This is a genomic window from Psychrobacter sp. TB15, assembly GCF_000511655.1.
Classification (GTDB): Bacteria; Pseudomonadota; Gammaproteobacteria; order Pseudomonadales; family Moraxellaceae; genus Psychrobacter; species Psychrobacter submarinus.
This window is the reverse complement of sequence record NZ_AYXN01000009.1, coordinates 16648-33337: the sequence shown is the minus strand read 5'-3', so window position 1 is coordinate 33337 and position 16690 is coordinate 16648. Positions and strand designations below refer to the sequence as shown.

Genomic DNA, 16690 nt, shown 5'->3' with positions numbered 1-16690 from the left:
TTTAGTTTGTTCTCAATGTCCTGTATTTCATTATCAGAGACTTGTCTAAAGTCACAACCCTTAGGCAAGTACTCTCTGATAAGGCCATTGGTATTCTCGTTGGTTCCTCGCTGCCATGACGCATAAGCATCGGCAAAGAAGAAAGGGCTAAAGAGCTTTTGTTTCACCTTCTTATGCTGAGCAAACTCTTTACCATTGTCAGAGGTAATGGTCTTAACCTGCAACCTCACTGGCGCTAAGAGTTCTATCATTGCCTCTGATACTTGCTGTGCTGTTTTATGACCCACACGCTTCATCTTCAGCAGCCCCGTTTTACGTTCAACGAGCGTGACAATCGCTTGCTTGTGATGCTGACCGATAACGGTATCCGCTTCCCAATCTCCAATACGTGAGCGTTCTTCAACAATACAAGGGCGCTCATGAATCGAGACTCTGTCATTGATACGGCCTCGAGTCTCAGCGGTTAGACGCTGCCGGTATGGTTTTCCTTTACGTCTGAGACACTGCCACAATGTACCGCCCTGCCTCTTATCACGCCAAATATAGCGATAAATGCTCATATGACTGATACCAGCATGAACGCCAGATATTTGCTCAGGACTCCAGTTCTCTTTAAGCTTGTCTGTCACCCATGCCCAGAGGTCAGTCACAATAGTTGTGGCGTTGTTAGCCCGTCTGTCACAAGCCTTGTTATTAGCATGCTTTGCTCGGTAACCTCGTAGGCTTTTATTACGCCTAAGCTCTCTTGATATGGTACTGGGACTTCTGTTTAACACCCTCGCTATAAAATTAATACTATGTTTTGCCCCTTTAAGGGCATAAATCTGGTATCGTTCACCTAGGCTTAGATGTGTATAGCTCATGGTTGCAATCTCACTTTGGTCGGTGGATAAAAACTTTGATGCTAGCGCATCTAGGTCTTTTTTTCACCTTGCATTTGGTATTGCACTTCATGTGTTAATCTAAGATATAAATCGCGGCGTCGCTTATCATAAAATCATTAATACGCTTTTTGAGAGAGGTTTTTATGGCGCAGCCTATGAGCTAATGTCGCAGCAATCAGGTACGATCAATATTCCTTATATGGATATGAGCCATAACTCGATAGTGCTGCCGGATAAGACGGTGAGACTGGCATCGACTTTTTATCCTCCTTTTGTCGCCGTTATCGAGGGCTTCTTAAGTCATAAAGAGTGTGATCAACTGATAAGCAGTGCTGAAGGTAATATGCGAGACTCTCGAGTTGTGAGCCCTGTCGATGGTACTTTTGCAGAGCACGATGCCAGAACCAGTAAAAGCCACGGCTTCCAGCGCGGTGCTACGCCTTTGATAACGACGATAGAAAATAGGATAGCAGCATTACTACATTGGCCAGTGGTTCATGGAGAAGGGTTACAGGTTTTAAAGTATGGTAAGGGCCAAGAGTACCGTCCTCATTATGATTTTTTTGATCCTAAAAACGCAAATTATCAAAAAAACATCGGTAAAGGTGGTCAACGCGTCGGTACTTTGCTGATGTATCTATCGGATGTCGAGGCGGGCGGTGGTACTAACTTTCCAAAGATAAATCTAGAAGTCAGACCCAAAAAGGGTATGGCATTATATTTTGCTAACACCAAGTTTGATGGCAGTATCGAACCTTTAAGCTTACACGCAGGCATGCCAGTAAATAAAGGCACGAAGTTTTTAGCCACTAAATGGCTACGAGCAAACCCTTACGTCAGCTAGCGTGAAGTTTCTAGCGTGAAGTTTAAGGAGGTTTAGCTATACTGTCTTTGCCGTAACGTCTCGTATAGACATAGCGACCCTGCGATAGCCACATTTAAGCTCTCTTGACCATTGGGCTGCGGTAGCGCAATAGGGGTCGCGCACTGCATGAGCTCATCACTCACCCCTTGGCCTTCGTGTCCCATTATCCACGCAATAGGGCTACGTAAGTCATAGTCATAAATCAAGGTATCTGTATGAGAACTAGTCGCAAGTAGCGGCGTTTGTACTTGCTGCAAGATATCTGTTATAGCTAAGTTTTCGTAGATGTTCAGAGCAAACTGAGCACCCATGCCGGCTCGTAGGGTTTTGGGCGACCATGCCTGCGCGGTGTTCGTGCTACAAAGCACGGTCTCGATACCGACCGCCGCTGCCGTACGAAGTAAGGTGCCTACGTTACCACTATCTTGTACATCATTTAAGATCAAGCAGTCATGATCAATTGTAGGCAGAGCTGGGGCCGGTATATCGATTATCGCCATAATATCTACGCCTGCCCCTAAGCTGCGAAAGCTGGCGTAGAGCGAATCGGCGACAGTCAAAATACTGGTATAAGTAGGCAGGCGCGCTAATAGCTGCTGCACCTCAGGGTGGCTATGTGCCGACTGCGCTAATAGTACTTGCACTAAGGGGTAGTCACTGCGCAGAGCTGCGTCCATTAAGTGAATGCCCTCTATGACCGTTTGCCCTTGCTTTTTACGCTGGCGAGCTTGAGTTAAGAGCGCTTTTGCCAGCTTTACGGTTTGATTCTTATCAGAGGTAATCAGCTCAATAGGAGTAGAGGTCATAGCAGCCTGCTTAAAAGGTGATAATGAAAATAAAAACTGCAAGGATGATAGAAATAGAGCCAGTCAAAGGGCCGCCGATAAGGTTGATCTCAGTAACTCCTTATCAGCGTTACTTTAGCTAATTAAGCTTACGACTCATTATGAGCGCTATGGAGCTGTTTGACATAAGCGACTTCGTTTTTGCTACCGAGCACCACCGGTACACGTTGATGGATATCGGTGGGTTCGATATCTAGTATACGTGTGATAGCGTCGGTTGCCATGCCGCCTGCACGCTCTATAAGTAAGCTCATCGGATTGGCTTCATACATTAAGCGCAGTTTACCGGCTTTGTTGGGGTCTTTAGTGTCGAATGGATAAGTAAAAAGACCGCCGCGGCATAAGATTCGGTGCACATCGCCGACCATGGCCGCAACCCAGCGAGTATTAAAATCGCGGCCACGAACGCCAGTTTTGCCAGCGATTAGCTCATCGATATACTGCTGCATAGGCGGCTTCCAATATCGATAATTCGAGGCATTGATAGCGTACTCGCTAGTATCCGCTGAGATTTGTACTTGCTCTTCGATCAGCAAATAGTCGCCGCTATCGGGATCTAAGCTAAACATAGCGACGTTATCATCTATAGTCAAAGCAAGAACCGTAGAGGTACCGTACAATAGATATCCTGCTGCTAGTTGTTGATTGCCAGCTTGCAAAAAGTCTTCATCAGCGCTGACTTGACCTTGACGCTGGTAGGGCAAAATAGAAAAAATAGTACCCACTGCCATATTGATATCGATGTTCGATGAGCCATCCAGAGGATCAAACAAGATAAGTAGGCTACCGTCCTTATTGGCAGGTGTAGCGTGATCGAGCTCTTCTGATGCTACTCCAGCACAATGTTTGTTGTCTGCTAAAGCTTCTAGCAATAAGTCGTTGGCTAGCACATCGAGCTTTTTTTGCTCTTCGCCTTGCACGTTTTGATTACCCGCTTCTCCTAAGATGTCCGCTAGCGCGCCTTTTTGAAGCAGTTGTGAGATCGTCTTACCCACATCAGTAACCGTCGTAATAAGCTCAGTGACCGCAGGGTTTGCAGAGTGGTGATTTAGATATTGTGCTAAGGTCATCATAGGGTTTCCTAGGAGATGTAAAGGTAGAGGTTAAAAGTATAGGGTAGCGTAGGTTCAACATACTCTAGATACAATATAAGTAACTATTATTTTATTCTTATCGAGTGCTATCTGGACTTGCAAAAACTATTAAAAAGGCAATAATGCTTCACGTCATAAATGAGCGTGATAAATAGATAATACGGGACCCTTGTACGACTACAAAAATCAGCTACACTATCGTTATGACGGACATTACTACTGATTTGTTATTATCATTATCGACGACAGCAATGCAGTCACGTAAAGTGTAGCAAATAAGTACTACAAAGTCTTTTTGTCTGTAATTATAGGCTTGCTGTTTGCTTACAATATTATCGCTTAGAGCCTTTAGATCTATATTAAACTTATTTTATAAAATCTTTCTACTACATCAATAATAAAGATTCGTGACTATGCCAACTTCTAATGATATCCGTTCAACCGCCAATATCTCGCCCACAGACTACGCTAAGGTCGATCCTCGCGCTATCCATAAGCAGCTCGATATTTCGCTGAGTCGCCCGCAGCTCAATGATGATGGCAGCATTCGCCACTTCTTAGGAGTGGAAGGACTTAATAAAGCGCAGCTTCAACGCATCATCGCTAAGGCCGAGACTTTTATCGATGAAAAAGGTCAATTGTTAAACCGGCCTGAGCTTGAGGGTTGTACGGTCATGAACTTGTTCTTTGAGCCCTCAACGCGGACACGCACCACCTTTGAGGTAGCTGAAAAACGTCTGGGCGCTAATGTGCTCAATATCGATATTGCGCGCTCAAGTACCAAAAAAGGGGAGAGTTTACGCGACACGCTATGGAACTTGCAAGCGATGACCGCGGATATTTTTGTGGTGCGTCATTCGGCCTCAGGGGCAGCGCATTTTATGGCTACAGAGGTCACCCCAGATATTGCCATTATCAATGGCGGTGATGGCTGGCACGCGCATCCGACCCAAGGTATGCTCGATATGCTCACCATCCATCGTGAAGCGCCGCGCCCATTTGAAGAGCTATCGGTGGCGATTATTGGCGACATTAAACACTCACGAGTTGCGCGCTCAGATATTAGTGCGCTACAAACGTTAGGGGTCAAGGACATTCGAGTCATTGCGCCGCGCACACTTTTGCCTAAAGGTATTGAACGTTTTGGCGTAAACGTCTATGAGGATATGAATGAATGCGTGGCCGACTGTGATGTCATCATGGGGCTGAGAATACAGAACGAGCGGATTGGCTCGCCGCTACTGGCCTCATCGAGTGAGTACTACAAACATTATGGCATCACCCCTGAGCGCGTTGCGCTAGCGAAGCCTGATGCCCTCATTATGCATCCGGGGCCGATGAATCGCGGTATTGAGATTGCCTCTAGTGTGGCAGATGGCGCCCAGTCAGTGATCCTAAAGCAGGTCAGTAATGGGGTGGCTATTCGTATGGCGGTATTGGCTTTGGCGATGGAAGGGCAGCGCGCGCACCAAGCAGCTCGTAGCTAATCTCATTTAGTAGAGTATAGGGTCAAGCCCTAGTATCTTACTATGCTATTTTATTCTTATTTATCCCGCTTATTGATACGGTAATAACGCTCATGACAACCCTCACAAGTTCAGACACTCAAATGCACGACTTACTCCCAGAATCTTTCAAAAAATCACTGCCAAGCACAGCGACAGCTCAGTTAGCAACATTGACAGCCGATCGCGAGATGTGGGTACTACCGCCATTAGTAGATCTATGCGCGCGTCTGCGCGAGCCGGGGCAACAGCAGCATGGCACGCTAATCTCAGAGGGTCGTGCTGCTCGCGGTAATGGCTTTTTGCATGTGGTGATTCCGCCGGATACCAACCCTATCTTAGAAAATGGCTCACTGCTTAAGGGTCTGCGTGAGCGCGCACTTGAAGATGGCGGTATTTATTTGCATATCCTTGGCGCTTTGACCGAAGGCTTAAGAGGCGATAATCCTTCTAACATTGCCGGTCTAAAAAAAGGCGGCTGTATCGCTGTCTCTAATGCCCGCCAGCCTTTCGCTAATGATTTAGTGCTATTGCGCACCTTGGAGTATGCCGCCACTTTTGGTCTAAAAGTGTTTTTTTATCCTGATGAGCCGAGTCTGTCCGGTGAAGGGGTCGCACATGAAGGCTACATTGCGTCTTATCATGGTCTGCAAGGTATTCCGTGGATCGCTGAAACCGTCGCCCTATCGAAGCAGTTATTGATGGTGGAGGAGACGGGTATCGCTGCGCACTTTAGCCAATTGTCTTGCAAGTCTTCAGTGGAGCTGATGCGCTGGGCAAAAGATAAAGGTCTGCCGGTGACGTGCGATGTAGCTATGCATCAACTGTATCTCACTGACGATAACTTGGAAGGATTTAATGCTCAAGCTTACGTGTTGCCGCCGCTCCGTAGTAACACCGATCAGCAAGCGCTGCGCCGTGGTCTACAAGATGGCACTATAGATGCGATTTGCAGCCATCACGAACCTCTTAATGCAACTGCCAAAAAAGCGCCTTTTGCTGAGAGCACCCCAGGTATTTCTAACTTTGATACTTTTATGGCGCTTGCTTGCCAGCTGGTACGCGATGAGATCTTAACTCTAGAGCAACTGGTCGATAAGATATGCCTTAATCCTGCCAAAATTGCTGGTATCAGCGCGCAGTATGAAAACACTGGCGGCGCAGTTTTAGTCGATCCGAATGTAGAGTGGCAAGTGACAAGCGAGACGATGCTGTCTAATGGTAAAAACACTCCGTTCTTTGCGCAGCAGCTGCAAGGCCGAGTTGTGGAGACTTTCTTTGTCTAACATAGCTAGGCAAAAGACCAGCGCGGCTAGCGAATCGATAAAAGCGGTCGCCATTTATGAGATTGTTAAAGGCGTGGGCGCGCTACTAGGTGCCGGAGCATTATGGCTATGGCATAGCGATCTTGAAGATTGGTTAGCGACTGCAACGCACTCTTGGCAGCAGTACTTTGGGCAGCTATTAGCGCCGCAGGTTGAGAGTGTCGTTGCGATTGCGCAGCGCGCCAGTCAAAATTGGCCATTATTTTTGCTGTTTATATGTGCTTACGCGAGTATTCGTTTTATTGAGGCGTATGGCTTGTGGCAGGATAAGACCTGGGCTTATTGGTTTAGCGTGCTTGGTTACGGTATATTTATCCCAGTTGAAGTGTACTATCTCATCACTAGCCCTTTTGACTGGTTTAAGTTATTTATCCTCGTATTAAACATTATCATTGTCATAGTGGTTTATCGTAATATGAAGCGTAAAGGTTTAATATAAAAGTGCTGCTAGTCCTTGAGATGTATTCTGTATTCATAAACGGAGCAGCTATGACTAAGAATTAGAGTAATAGCTGCTTTTTTTATCTAATTTTACTTTATATCGATTTAACTGCTAGACAGTTCAAGCTTATAAGCCAACTTTTGAAGGCTTATCATGCCCAATACTTTTTGCGACCCTGCCGACACTCAAGCCTTGTACTAAAATTGAAAATATAACCACCGCATAGGTTAGGGCTAATAAAATGTCACGCTCAGCGCCTATGGGGAGCTGCAATACTAAGGCGACGGATATACCACCGCGCAAACCACCCCAAGTCAACACTTTCCAAGCGCCACCTGGCAAGTCCAGCTGTCGACTAAAGGTCTTTGTGGTCATACCCACGACAATAAAGCGCGCTAGTAGCGCAATGATAATGGTCAAGCCGCCAGCGATAAACAGATTACTAGAATAAGCAATCATTACGATCTCAAGGCCGATTAAAACAAATAAAATAGCGTTCAAAATCTCATCAATCAGCTCCCAAAACAAGTCAACATAATGACGAGTCTGATCACTCATCGCTAATGCACGACCGCGATTGCCTAACATCAGACCCATCATCACCATCGCGAGTGGCCCTGACAGGTGCCAATAGCTGGCGAGCGCATAACCACCGATGACACCAGCTAAAGTCAAGAGCACCTCTTCTTGATAGCTATCGATGCTCTTGATTAAGTAATACAAAATCGCGCCTAACACTAAGCCAAAAACGATACCGCCGCCAGCTTCAACCGCTAGGGTGTGCGCCACATAATTAGCCGTTGGAATATCACCACTGGTCAGAATTCCAAGCAAAATGACAAAGATAACGACGCCGATACCGTCATTGAATAATGACTCGCCAGCAATAACGGTCTCTAAGCTTTTGGGCGCGCCAGCAGAGGCCAAAATACCCATCACAGCGATAGGGTCGGTTGGTGAGATTAAAGCGCCAAACAATAAGCACCAAATAAAAGGCAAGCTAAAACCTAGTAGCGGCAGCATCAAATAAATCGCTGTCGCAATAAGAAGTGCTGAGACAATAGTACCGATACAAGCCAATATACCAATAGGCAGCTTATAGCGGCGCAAGTCACTAATATTGACATGCAAAGCGCCAGCAAATAGCAGCATAGAGAGCATGCCGTCGAGCAAGACTTCGGTGAAATCAAGCTGCTCTAATAAACTGATCTCATAATCGATCAGCTGATCGAAACCCAAAAACCCCAAAAATATCGCAAAGATTGACAGCAAAATGGATATCACCATCACCCCGATAGTGGTGGGTAAACCAATGAAGCGGTGGTTAACGTAGCTTAAAAGCGCAGTTATCGATAAGAAGATAGCGCTGATCTCAAGGATGCTTAGGCCGGAGGTAGATGCCATAAAATTGTCTCAGATAGGTATTAAAGTAAACTAATTAAAATAAAAGCCGCGATGTGTTTTACCGCGCTAAAGCGGCATTAAGTTATCTCGACTGGCTCTCTAATGCTTTGCTAATATGTCTGTCAAAGGTGCTGGTATAAGTAAAATACTGATGCTGCGCATCTTCACTTTGGATAAACTGCCGCACTTGCCAGCACATATCGAGCAAATCTGTTGTCAGCTCATCATAAGCCAAGTTTTGTTGACCGGCCGCTTCAATGAGTTTTAGCTCATGCAGCAAGGACTGGCGCTGCGCGCTATTGACTCGAGCATAGTTAAGATCGGTTAGCGCTTGGCAAAGCGCTTTGAGCACCATCAGATCAGCAGTCGCATAACGGCGTATCTCACCCAATGAGGTGTCAATAAAGTCAGATATCTTTGGCGTTTTAGTCACCACTGCCAAGGTAGACGCCCGCGACTGACTCACCGTAACCTCATTGATATCTTTATTACGCGCCGGATGATAGAAATGATAGGGGCTTGGTGGCTGACGGCGCATCATAAGACTCAAGCAAGAGGACAAGGATTGAATGCAGTTCACTGCTGTTTTGGGGTCATTGATACCAGGAGATAAGGCACGTATGGCAATCTCAGTGATCTGTCCTAGACTGTAGCCGATATCGTTAGTATGTGATGGGCGCTGTTCTAACTCAATACCAGTCGCAAAACGCTGCCAAAACAGTGCGTCAGGAGCGCGCGGCATAATGGCTAAGTTTGAGGTTTTGGTCTTTTGTAAGTAGCTATCATCTCTAGCAGGGCGCTGATAAAAATAGCCCATAATATTCTTATCGGTGACAAAGCTGCCAAGGTTCGTCTGTAATCGGATTATCCCGCCGTAGTCCTTCGCTAAAATAATTAAGGAGTCAATATATATCTGCTGCAGATAGCCTGAGGTTGGAGCATAGATGGGCGCAGCTGCCCAAGACAAATAATCATCGATATCCTTATCTGCGGCATCGCGCTGATGCTCGATGTCGCAGGTCTCGCTATACCAATAATCAATATTAGCAATAGCATCATCACTAGCGTCTTGTATCACATGCGAAGCTTGAATCGCATGGACCATATGCTGAATAAAGTACACCAATAATAAAGCGCAAATAATGGCCATAACAATGGCAAAAGTCACTGCCAGCTGCGGAACCCCGAAGCTCACGTCAAACTTATGAATCGACTTTAAGACCAAAAGGCTATAACTAAAAGTGCCGATAAAAGCCCCGAGCACTAACTGATTAGAAGTGTCAGTCAAAAAGTTCCGCAATAGTCTAGGGCCAAACTGTGAGGACGCCATGGAGAGTACAGCGATGGTGATAGAAAAGGTAGTACCCGCCACGCCAAGTACAGCGCCTGCAATCGATGTCATAATAGCGCGCGCGGCATCATCATCACCGGTAAACGCGAAGCTGATGTCTCGAACCGTCTCACGATCTAAACGCTGATCGATAGAGATGAGTAGGGGCGCTAATAGAATGCCTAGGAGTACAAAGGAGGTCGGGATAAACCAATAAGAGCCTATCAGCCGCTCCCAAATGTTTTTTAGACGATCTGGCAGGCTCGTTAGGTTCTGCTTTGATAAAAGACTCGTGAAGTGCTTAACGCTATGTAAGCTTACGGTGATAAACCGATGCAGTAAGTTTTTGTGCTTATTATTGGTATGGTCACTCACTGCCGCAGACTCCCTATTGTTTATTATTCAGTCGTTATTAACGGTTATTTAATCAAGATAACCTTTAATTAATATGGCTTTTAATCAAGGTGACCTTAAAGCAATGCTTATAAAGGTATTCATCATTCTAGTTCGGCTTATCGGCTTCAGTGATGATATTACCCTCATTAGTAGCCGGACGTCGCTGCAAGGTTTTACGTCTAGTTTTGTGGCGAGCGGTATTGGCGGGTTTTACCTCTCCCTTAGGGATAATGGCTTGTAGATCATCATCATTTTGAGAGACATCACTGTCTTTATCATAAGCTTCAGGTTCAAAAGGCGGCGTCCGCTTATCTTTGAAGGGCTCAGACTTACCGGCCTTTACTGGATGTTTTTTGCGCGGATGACTATGCGCAAATATAGCAGCTAGTGGCAGGTTTAATTGCTGCTTAGCAAAAGCCTCTGTATCCTCAAACCGATCAACTAGTAAGCTCAGCCATGGCTCTTGATCCTCTAGCGTCATCTCATCAAGCTCGTCTTTAATCGGTAGCGGATAGGGCAGCGTCCGATAAAAATCCCATAGCGTCATTCGGCTCAAATCTTTTTTGAGCACATAATCGTCGTCATCAGTCATAGTGATCAGATTGCTGTCTTTTAGGTAATTAATATAAAGATACCATTTAGGCAGCTCTTTGCGGCCCAAGACGTTACGCAGCTCTACTTCACTGACCACCTCGCCTTTAAGATAACGGCTATAAACTAAGTTGAGCATATCAAGCAAGCTCAGTAACGGATGACGCGGATAGACCTCTTCGGTCTCAAAAATAGTCAAGGTATAGCTGATTTCAACCCCTAGTAATATCAGATTCCAAGACAAATAAATCCATAACAGAAAAATAGGAACCGCGGCAAAAGCACCATAAATCGCCTCATAGCTGGTGAAGTTGGTCATCACCGTACCAAACACATGCTTGAGTAGCTCAAACACCACCGCGACGATAACGCCCGCGATAATAGCGCTTTTCGCTGGTACGCGCGCTTTGGGAATAAACCAATACATACCAATGAAGCCTGCAACGGTAATGCCGATCGACACCATCTGCACCCAAAACGACCAATCGATACCATACCCAGCTATTTGACGATTTAGAAAGCTCAAGCTTTGCACCGTGCTTGAGACGATAAAAGCCGTCCCTAACACTAAGGGTCCTAAAGTGATAATTGTCCAATAGCGCAGCAGACTTTTGAGACCGCCTGAGCGTTCATCGACGCGCCAAATCTGATTAAAAGCGCGTTCAATAGTGGTCAAAGTCATGATAGTAGTGACAAATAAAATCGCGACACCAATAGCGGTCAAGTTAGTCGACTTTTCGGCAAAATTATTGATGTATTCACTGACTTGTAGGCTCGATTGCGGCAGCAAATTACTATATATCAACTCGTATATCTGCGCGCGGGCAGCAGCTAGCGCCGGCACTGAAGACAAAATCATCAGCAATACCGTGACGATAGGCACAATCGATAACATGGTTGTGTAGGTCAAAGAGGCCGCTTTTTGCTGGCAGTTATCTTCGAAGAAGTGACGAACCAAAAACTGCGTAAACTTAAACCAACGCTGCTGCAAAAAAGGGAGTTTTTGAGTTAATTTTTCCATACTGACCATGTAGAAAGATAGAGGTGAGAATAGTGTAACAAAATGTCCTAGCGTCAGTTGCCACTTATTTGTGTCAAAATGCTAGGCAATACTCGCCGGTTTGCATGTCAGTCAACGACTCGGGCATAATGTAGCCTGTAATTCCATCGTTTCGACAAGTATCAGCCAAAAGGAAGCTTTGCCAATGAGTCAGATTGATCCCTATGTATTAGTGCTATATTACTCAAGTCATGGCACCACGAACGTTTTAGCTTATGCCATTGCTCAGGGGATAGAAGATGCCGGGATGACCGCGCGTATTCGTACGGTGCCGACGGTGGCAGCTGAAACGACTGCAAGCAAAGCGGCAATACCAGATGAGGGCGACCTGTATTGTACTATGGACGATCTCAAGAACTGCGCTGGATTGGCCTTAGGCAGTCCGACGCATTTTGGTAATATGGCTGCCCCCATGAAATACTTCTGGGATAATACAGTGACCTTATGGCTGGCAGGTAATCTACAAAACAAACCTGCATCCGTATTTACCGCAACCGGTTCTATGCATGGTGGTCAAGAGACGACACTACTGACGATGATGTTGCCACTTATGCATCATGGCATGATGATCGTAGGCTTGCCTTATGGTGAGGCGGCGCTCAATCGCACCCAGCGCGGTGGCACGCCTTATGGTGCAAGCCATGTCAGCGGCGCCGCCCATGATCAGCCTATAACCGATGATGAGCGCGAACTGGCCATTGCTCAAGGTCACAGGCTAGCCATTACTGCCCAAGCGCTGTCGCAAGCAAACTGGAAGCGTTAGAGGCTGAGAGCTTATGAGCTCACAGACAAAAAGCTAAACGAAAAACGTGCTATAAATTAGGAAACTACCGCCGCTAATGTCCACAACTTCTACGCCTTCTAAGCAAACATCCGGCCCTAAACCCGCTAAATCCGTCAAGCCAAAAAAGCCTATTGCGCCTATGCAGCAGCGCTTGCTGCTAACTTGGCTAGTGTGGCTAGTGTATCGGCTATTAGTGCTGCCGATATTTATTAGTCTGTTTAATCCGAGCAATCCCGATATTATTGGCGGCATCGCTTGGTATGGCTTATGGCTAATACCGGCCTTTATTATCACCCCTGTCATATTACGCGGGCGCTCTCCTTATATGTTATTGGTCAGCAGCATGTTGACCTTAGTGTATCTAGGCGCTAGCGGCGTCGTATTATTCACGCGCTTTTATGGGACCAGTTGGACAGAGATTTTGGTTTATGGGCTTGATTTTGCTTTATTATTTGCAATCAATGTTTGGTTGTTTATCCTGCTCAAGCGCTTACCTTCGATGAATAAAGTACAAAAATAGCGGCATGTTTTGACATAAAAAAGCGGCGCTCTACTATTTATAGAGCGCCGCTTTTCGTTTTGTACCTTCTTGTTTTGTACTTTTTAGCTTTGGAGCTGTTAGTTTTGCAGCTTAGAGCTTAGAGCTTAGAGCTTAAAGCTTAAAGCTTAAATGCATTACCATTTAACGCACTTTTTTTAACTCTAAGTCCATCTTTTTACCATCGTTAATCTGACTGACTTTTACAGGCAGATAATCTAGGCTTGGTGCAAGCCAAAAGCTGGTTGAGCGATCGCTATCATCATGGATACGATCCACTCGTACCGTATCAAACGTACCCGCTGGTACAGTGACTTTTGTATTGCCTACCTTTTTAAACGGCGTTTTTTCTACTTTGTCTTTTTTGGCCATGTAGTAGTTGCCCGAGAATTTGCCATTTAACAAGTCTTGACGAATTTGCACTTCTAAACTCAAATCATCAAACGCTTGCTGCGCCATATTTGACGTTGTGGTTTTGCCTTTATAGCTACTCGTGACCTTTTTACCTGCCGAATCAAAACTTAGATTATGCGTACGTCCAATACCTAAGAGCTTATAAGTGGTGCTCGCCTTAGAAGGTGTGACATTGTTGCCCATAATAGTAAAGGTACTACTTTGCGACGCACTTGCAACACCGGCTACGCGAGCTTTCACATTATAGTTCCAAGTATTGCCTGATTTTTTGAGGGTACGAGTCGCGTTACCTTTGTATTTATTTTCAACGGTAAAACTATAATCAGCGGTCGAAGGCTGAACGGTTTTGGCGCTAGCCAGAGTAGGGACGGTCATAGATAAAGCTCCGATAGCAGCGATACTAGCGCCTGTTATGAGCGTAGTACGTTTGTTGTTGCGTTGTTGCGTATTAATGGCAGTTAAAGAAGATAATACAGTCATAGATATTCCTTAATAATTATACCGCTAATGAGTGGCAAGATTTTTATAATTTAACTTTCGATTGTTCGAGTTCTAGTGGTTTAACTTTTAATGATTCGTTTTTAACGATTCAACTTTTCATGTTTCGACTTTTAATGATTCGATGGTGGCCGCTCAGTAGCTATTAGTGTTTCTTTGTTATAGCTGATCCACTTTAAAACCGATACAGTGCTACTGGGATGAATTTTGCGCAGCATCGAAAAGTGCAAAGCACACAGCAAGCAAGGAAAATTTGTACCAGTAGCACGGCAATATTAATGTATCGATTTTATTTCGAATTGACTATAGCACTAGATTGTCAGCTACTATAATGGTCATACCTTGTTACATTTTCAAGGTTTGCCCTTTGGGTAGACGTCTAGCTCTTGTAGTTGATGTTACCCAAAACAGGACAGCATTTAGGCTTAGTAACATCCTGTCAGCAAGCTTGCTGTTAACTTGGGATAAACCCTTTTTTATCTGCATTATTCTTGTAAATTTTTGGCCCACGCCCTTGAAGCGATATGCCTATGCCCCCACTTTTTGAAACAAGCTCGAAGCTTATTATTGAAGCGAGTCTATAATAGTGCGCCCATAGCGTAGTCAAAAACAAAAGCTGGACGGCGCTGCTATTATTGGACTGACATGGAACCTTTTATTCAAACAACTTTTGGAGTCCTAACGATGAATATTCGTCCTTTACATGATCGTATTGTCGTACGCCGCATAGAAGAAGAAACCAAAACGGCTGGTGGCATTTTATTACCAGGTTCAGCGCAAGAAAAACCATCACAGGGTGAGATCCTAGCGACGGGTAACGGTCAGGTTCGTGACAACGGTGAAGTCCGCACTTTAGATGTTAAAGTCGGCGATAAAGTTTTGTTCGGTCAATATGCTGGTCAAACGGTAAAAGTTGACGGCGAAGAGCTACTGATTATGAAAGAGTCTGATGTATTGGGTGTACTAGAAGGTTAATTTTAAACCTCTTATACCCGATTTACTTATATAAAACCTTTTTAAACATTAACAAAAATAATATTGGAGTAATTTGACATGGCAAAAGACGTAAAGTTTGGCATTGATGCTCGCACGCAAATGATGGACGGTGTCAACGTTCTAGCAAACGCAGTACGAGTCACTCTAGGACCTAAAGGTCGTAACGTGGTAATCGATAAGTCTTTTGGCGCACCGACCATTACTAAAGATGGTGTTTCGGTTGCCAAAGAGATCGAGCTTGAAAATAAGTTTGAGAACATGGGCGCGCAGCTCGTTCGCGAAGTCGCTAGCCGCACTAACGATGTCGCCGGTGACGGGACTACGACAGCTACAGTATTGGCTCAGTCTATCCTGCAAGAAGGCATGAAGTCAGTCGCTGCCGGCATGAACCCTATGGATCTCAAACGCGGTATCGACAAAGCGGTACGCGCGGCAGTTGAGCAGATTCATCAGTTATCAACGCCAGCGGACGACTCAAAAGCTATTGCTCAAGTCGGTTCTATCTCAGCGAACTCAGATACCAAAATCGGTGAGCTTATTGCGCAAGCGATGGAAAAAGTCGGTAAGCAAGGCGTTATCACTGTCGAGGAAGGCTCAAGCTTTGAGGACACTCTAGAAGTGGTCGAAGGTATGCAGTTTGACCGTGGTTATATCAGCCCATATTTTGCTAATAAGCAAGATAGCTTAACTGCTGAATTTGAAAACCCATATATCTTATTGGTTGACAAAAAAATCGGCAACATCCGCGAAATCGTGCCACTACTTGAGCAAGTCATGCAGCAGAGCAAGCCACTGCTTATCATCGCTGAAGATGTTGAAAACGAAGCCTTAGCGACCTTAGTTGTCAACAACATGCGCGGCGGCCTAAAAACTTGTGCCGTAAAAGCCCCTGGTTTTGGCGATCGCCGTAAAGCGATGCTACAAGATATCGCTATCTTGACTGGCGGTACGGTCATCTCAGAAGAGATTGGCCTAAGCCTAGAAGAAGCGACCCTTGAGCAGCTCGGTACTGCCAAAAAAGTCACTGTCGGTAAAGAAAACACCGTCATCGTTAATGGTGCAGGCGAAACCACAGCTATCAACGAGCGTGTTGAATCTATTCAGCGTCAAGTGGAAGAGTCTACCTCTGACTATGATAAAGAAAAGCTACAAGAGCGCATGGCAAAACTTGCTGGCGGCGTAGCAGTTATCAAAGTTGGCGCGGCAACTGAAACTGAGATGAAAGAGAAAAAAGATCGCGTTGATGATGCGCTACATGCCACTCGCGCGGCTGTCGAAGAAGGTGTCGTTCCTGGCGGCGGTGTTGCACTCGTTCGTGCGATGAACGCTTTATCTGAGCTAAAAGGCGATAACGATGACCAAGACGCGGGTATCAATATCCTACGCCGCGCGATGGAAGCGCCGCTACGTCAAATCGTGACTAACTCTGGCGAAGAAGCGTCAGTCGTGGTCAACGAAGTCAAGAGCGGTAGCGGTAACTACGGTTACAACGCAGCATCTAGCGAATACGGTGATATGCTACAGATGGGTATCTTAGACCCTGCTAAAGTATCTCGCTCAGCGCTAGAAAACGCAGCTTCTGTTGCAGGTCTTATGCTGACGACTGAAGCGATGATCACTGATCTACCACAAAGCGATGACGGCATGGGTGCTATGCCTGCTGGCGCTGGTGGTGGAATGGGCGGCATGGGTGGAATGGGCGGCATGATGTAATCAGCC

At 45.6% G+C, this 16690-nt stretch carries 15 protein-coding genes; 8 read left to right on the top strand and 7 right to left on the bottom strand.

Annotated elements, in window-relative coordinates; translation table 11 throughout:
• Positions 1-863: IS30 family transposase (locus W234_RS0101600; RefSeq protein ID WP_025644112.1), on the bottom strand; the 863-nt coding region annotated here is incomplete at its 3' end.
• Between the two features lie 184 nt (positions 864-1047).
• Between W234_RS0101600 and W234_RS0101595 the strand changes: the two genes are divergently transcribed.
• Positions 1048-1728, top strand: a complete 681-nt coding sequence (locus W234_RS0101595; RefSeq protein ID WP_025644110.1) for a 2OG-Fe(II) oxygenase — start codon at positions 1048-1050, stop codon at positions 1726-1728.
• Between the two features lie 32 nt (positions 1729-1760).
• Here W234_RS0101595 and W234_RS0101590 read toward each other — a convergent pair whose 3' ends face one another.
• Together W234_RS0101590 and W234_RS0101585 are read right to left on the bottom strand one after the other, a co-directional pair.
• The gene (locus tag W234_RS0101590) at positions 1761-2555 is read right to left on the bottom strand and encodes a TrmH family RNA methyltransferase (protein WP_037058632.1); all 795 of its coding nucleotides are present in this window, start codon (positions 2553-2555) and stop codon (positions 1761-1763) included.
• Between the two features lie 128 nt (positions 2556-2683).
• Complete coding sequence (locus W234_RS0101585) at positions 2684-3667, bottom strand: class 1 fructose-bisphosphatase (RefSeq protein WP_025644106.1); 984 nt, start codon at positions 3665-3667, stop codon at positions 2684-2686.
• Positions 3668-4101: 434 nt separating this feature from the next.
• Here W234_RS0101585 and W234_RS0101580 point away from each other — a divergent pair, with 434 nt between their 5' ends.
• The 3 genes from W234_RS0101580 (at position 4102) to W234_RS0101570 (ending at position 6957) form a co-directional block, all read left to right on the top strand.
• Positions 4102-5175: an aspartate carbamoyltransferase catalytic subunit gene (locus W234_RS0101580; RefSeq protein WP_025644104.1), complete on the top strand. Its 1074-nt coding sequence runs from the start codon at positions 4102-4104 to the stop codon at positions 5173-5175.
• A 122-nt stretch (positions 5176-5297) separates the two neighbouring features.
• Positions 5298-6479, top strand: a complete 1182-nt coding sequence (locus tag W234_RS0101575; protein WP_025644102.1) for a dihydroorotase — start codon at positions 5298-5300, stop codon at positions 6477-6479.
• Entirely contained in the window at positions 6472-6957 is a 486-nt protein-coding gene (locus W234_RS0101570; protein ID WP_025644099.1) for a DUF2127 domain-containing protein, read from the top strand. Before W234_RS0101575 ends, W234_RS0101570 begins: the two co-directional genes overlap by 8 nt.
• A 129-nt stretch (positions 6958-7086) precedes the next feature.
• Here W234_RS0101570 and W234_RS0101565 read toward each other — a convergent pair whose 3' ends face one another.
• The 3 genes from W234_RS0101565 to W234_RS0101555 all read right to left on the bottom strand — a co-directional run bounded on the left by W234_RS0101565 (position 7087) and on the right by W234_RS0101555 (position 11702).
• Entirely contained in the window at positions 7087-8364 is a 1278-nt protein-coding gene (locus tag W234_RS0101565) for a cation:proton antiporter (RefSeq protein ID WP_025644097.1), read from the bottom strand.
• Positions 8365-8446: 82 nt separating this feature from the next.
• The gene (locus W234_RS0101560; protein WP_025644095.1) at positions 8447-10069 is read right to left on the bottom strand and encodes a DUF2254 domain-containing protein; all 1623 of its coding nucleotides are present in this window, start codon (positions 10067-10069) and stop codon (positions 8447-8449) included.
• A 127-nt stretch (positions 10070-10196) separates the two neighbouring features.
• Positions 10197-11702 (bottom strand): YihY/virulence factor BrkB family protein, encoded by a 1506-nt coding sequence (locus W234_RS0101555; protein WP_025644093.1) that lies wholly within the window; start codon positions 11700-11702, stop codon positions 10197-10199.
• A 184-nt stretch (positions 11703-11886) separates the two neighbouring features.
• Between W234_RS0101555 and wrbA the strand changes: the two genes are divergently transcribed.
• Positions 11887-12504 (top strand): NAD(P)H:quinone oxidoreductase, encoded by a 618-nt coding sequence (wrbA, locus tag W234_RS0101550; protein WP_084212595.1) that lies wholly within the window; start codon positions 11887-11889, stop codon positions 12502-12504.
• A gap of 160 nt (positions 12505-12664) precedes the next feature.
• Positions 12665-13045 (top strand): hypothetical protein, encoded by a 381-nt coding sequence (locus W234_RS0101545; protein WP_299069150.1) that lies wholly within the window; start codon positions 12665-12667, stop codon positions 13043-13045.
• A 162-nt stretch (positions 13046-13207) separates the two neighbouring features.
• On the opposite strand, the gene W234_RS0101540 is transcribed toward W234_RS0101545, so the two are convergent.
• On the bottom strand, positions 13208-13957 hold the full coding sequence (locus W234_RS0101540; RefSeq protein WP_156923937.1) for a DUF3108 domain-containing protein: 750 nt from the start codon (positions 13955-13957) through the stop codon (positions 13208-13210).
• Positions 13958-14659: 702 nt separating this feature from the next.
• Here W234_RS0101540 and W234_RS0101535 point away from each other — a divergent pair.
• Positions 14660-14950: a co-chaperone GroES gene (locus W234_RS0101535; RefSeq protein WP_025644085.1), complete on the top strand. Its 291-nt coding sequence runs from the start codon at positions 14660-14662 to the stop codon at positions 14948-14950.
• Between the two features lie 78 nt (positions 14951-15028).
• Entirely contained in the window at positions 15029-16684 is a 1656-nt protein-coding gene (gene groL / locus W234_RS0101530) for a chaperonin GroEL (RefSeq protein ID WP_025644083.1), read from the top strand.
• Positions 16685-16690 lie beyond the last annotated feature (6 nt).

Bases quoted from the DNA above. Each gene is read 5' to 3' on its own strand.
- W234_RS0101540 (WP_156923937.1), bottom strand. From the start codon at position 13,957: ATGACTGTATTATCTTCTTTAACTGCCATTAATACGCAACAACGCAAC.
- W234_RS0101545 (WP_299069150.1), top strand. From the start codon at position 12,665: ATGCAGCAGCGCTTGCTGCTAACTTGGCTAGTGTGGCTAGTGTATCGG.
- W234_RS0101590 (WP_037058632.1), bottom strand. From the start codon at position 2,555: ATGACCTCTACTCCTATTGAGCTGATTACCTCTGATAAGAATCAAACC.
- W234_RS0101595 (WP_025644110.1), top strand. From the start codon at position 1,048: ATGTCGCAGCAATCAGGTACGATCAATATTCCTTATATGGATATGAGC.
- W234_RS0101535 (WP_025644085.1), top strand. From the start codon at position 14,660: ATGAATATTCGTCCTTTACATGATCGTATTGTCGTACGCCGCATAGAA.
- W234_RS0101565 (WP_025644097.1), bottom strand. From the start codon at position 8,364: ATGGCATCTACCTCCGGCCTAAGCATCCTTGAGATCAGCGCTATCTTC.
- W234_RS0101555 (WP_025644093.1), bottom strand. From the start codon at position 11,702: ATGGAAAAATTAACTCAAAAACTCCCTTTTTTGCAGCAGCGTTGGTTT.
- W234_RS0101580 (WP_025644104.1), top strand. From the start codon at position 4,102: ATGCCAACTTCTAATGATATCCGTTCAACCGCCAATATCTCGCCCACA.
- W234_RS0101575 (WP_025644102.1), top strand. From the start codon at position 5,298: ATGCACGACTTACTCCCAGAATCTTTCAAAAAATCACTGCCAAGCACA.
- W234_RS0101585 (WP_025644106.1), bottom strand. From the start codon at position 3,667: ATGATGACCTTAGCACAATATCTAAATCACCACTCTGCAAACCCTGCG.
- groL (WP_025644083.1), top strand. From the start codon at position 15,029: ATGGCAAAAGACGTAAAGTTTGGCATTGATGCTCGCACGCAAATGATG.
- wrbA (WP_084212595.1), top strand. From the start codon at position 11,887: ATGAGTCAGATTGATCCCTATGTATTAGTGCTATATTACTCAAGTCAT.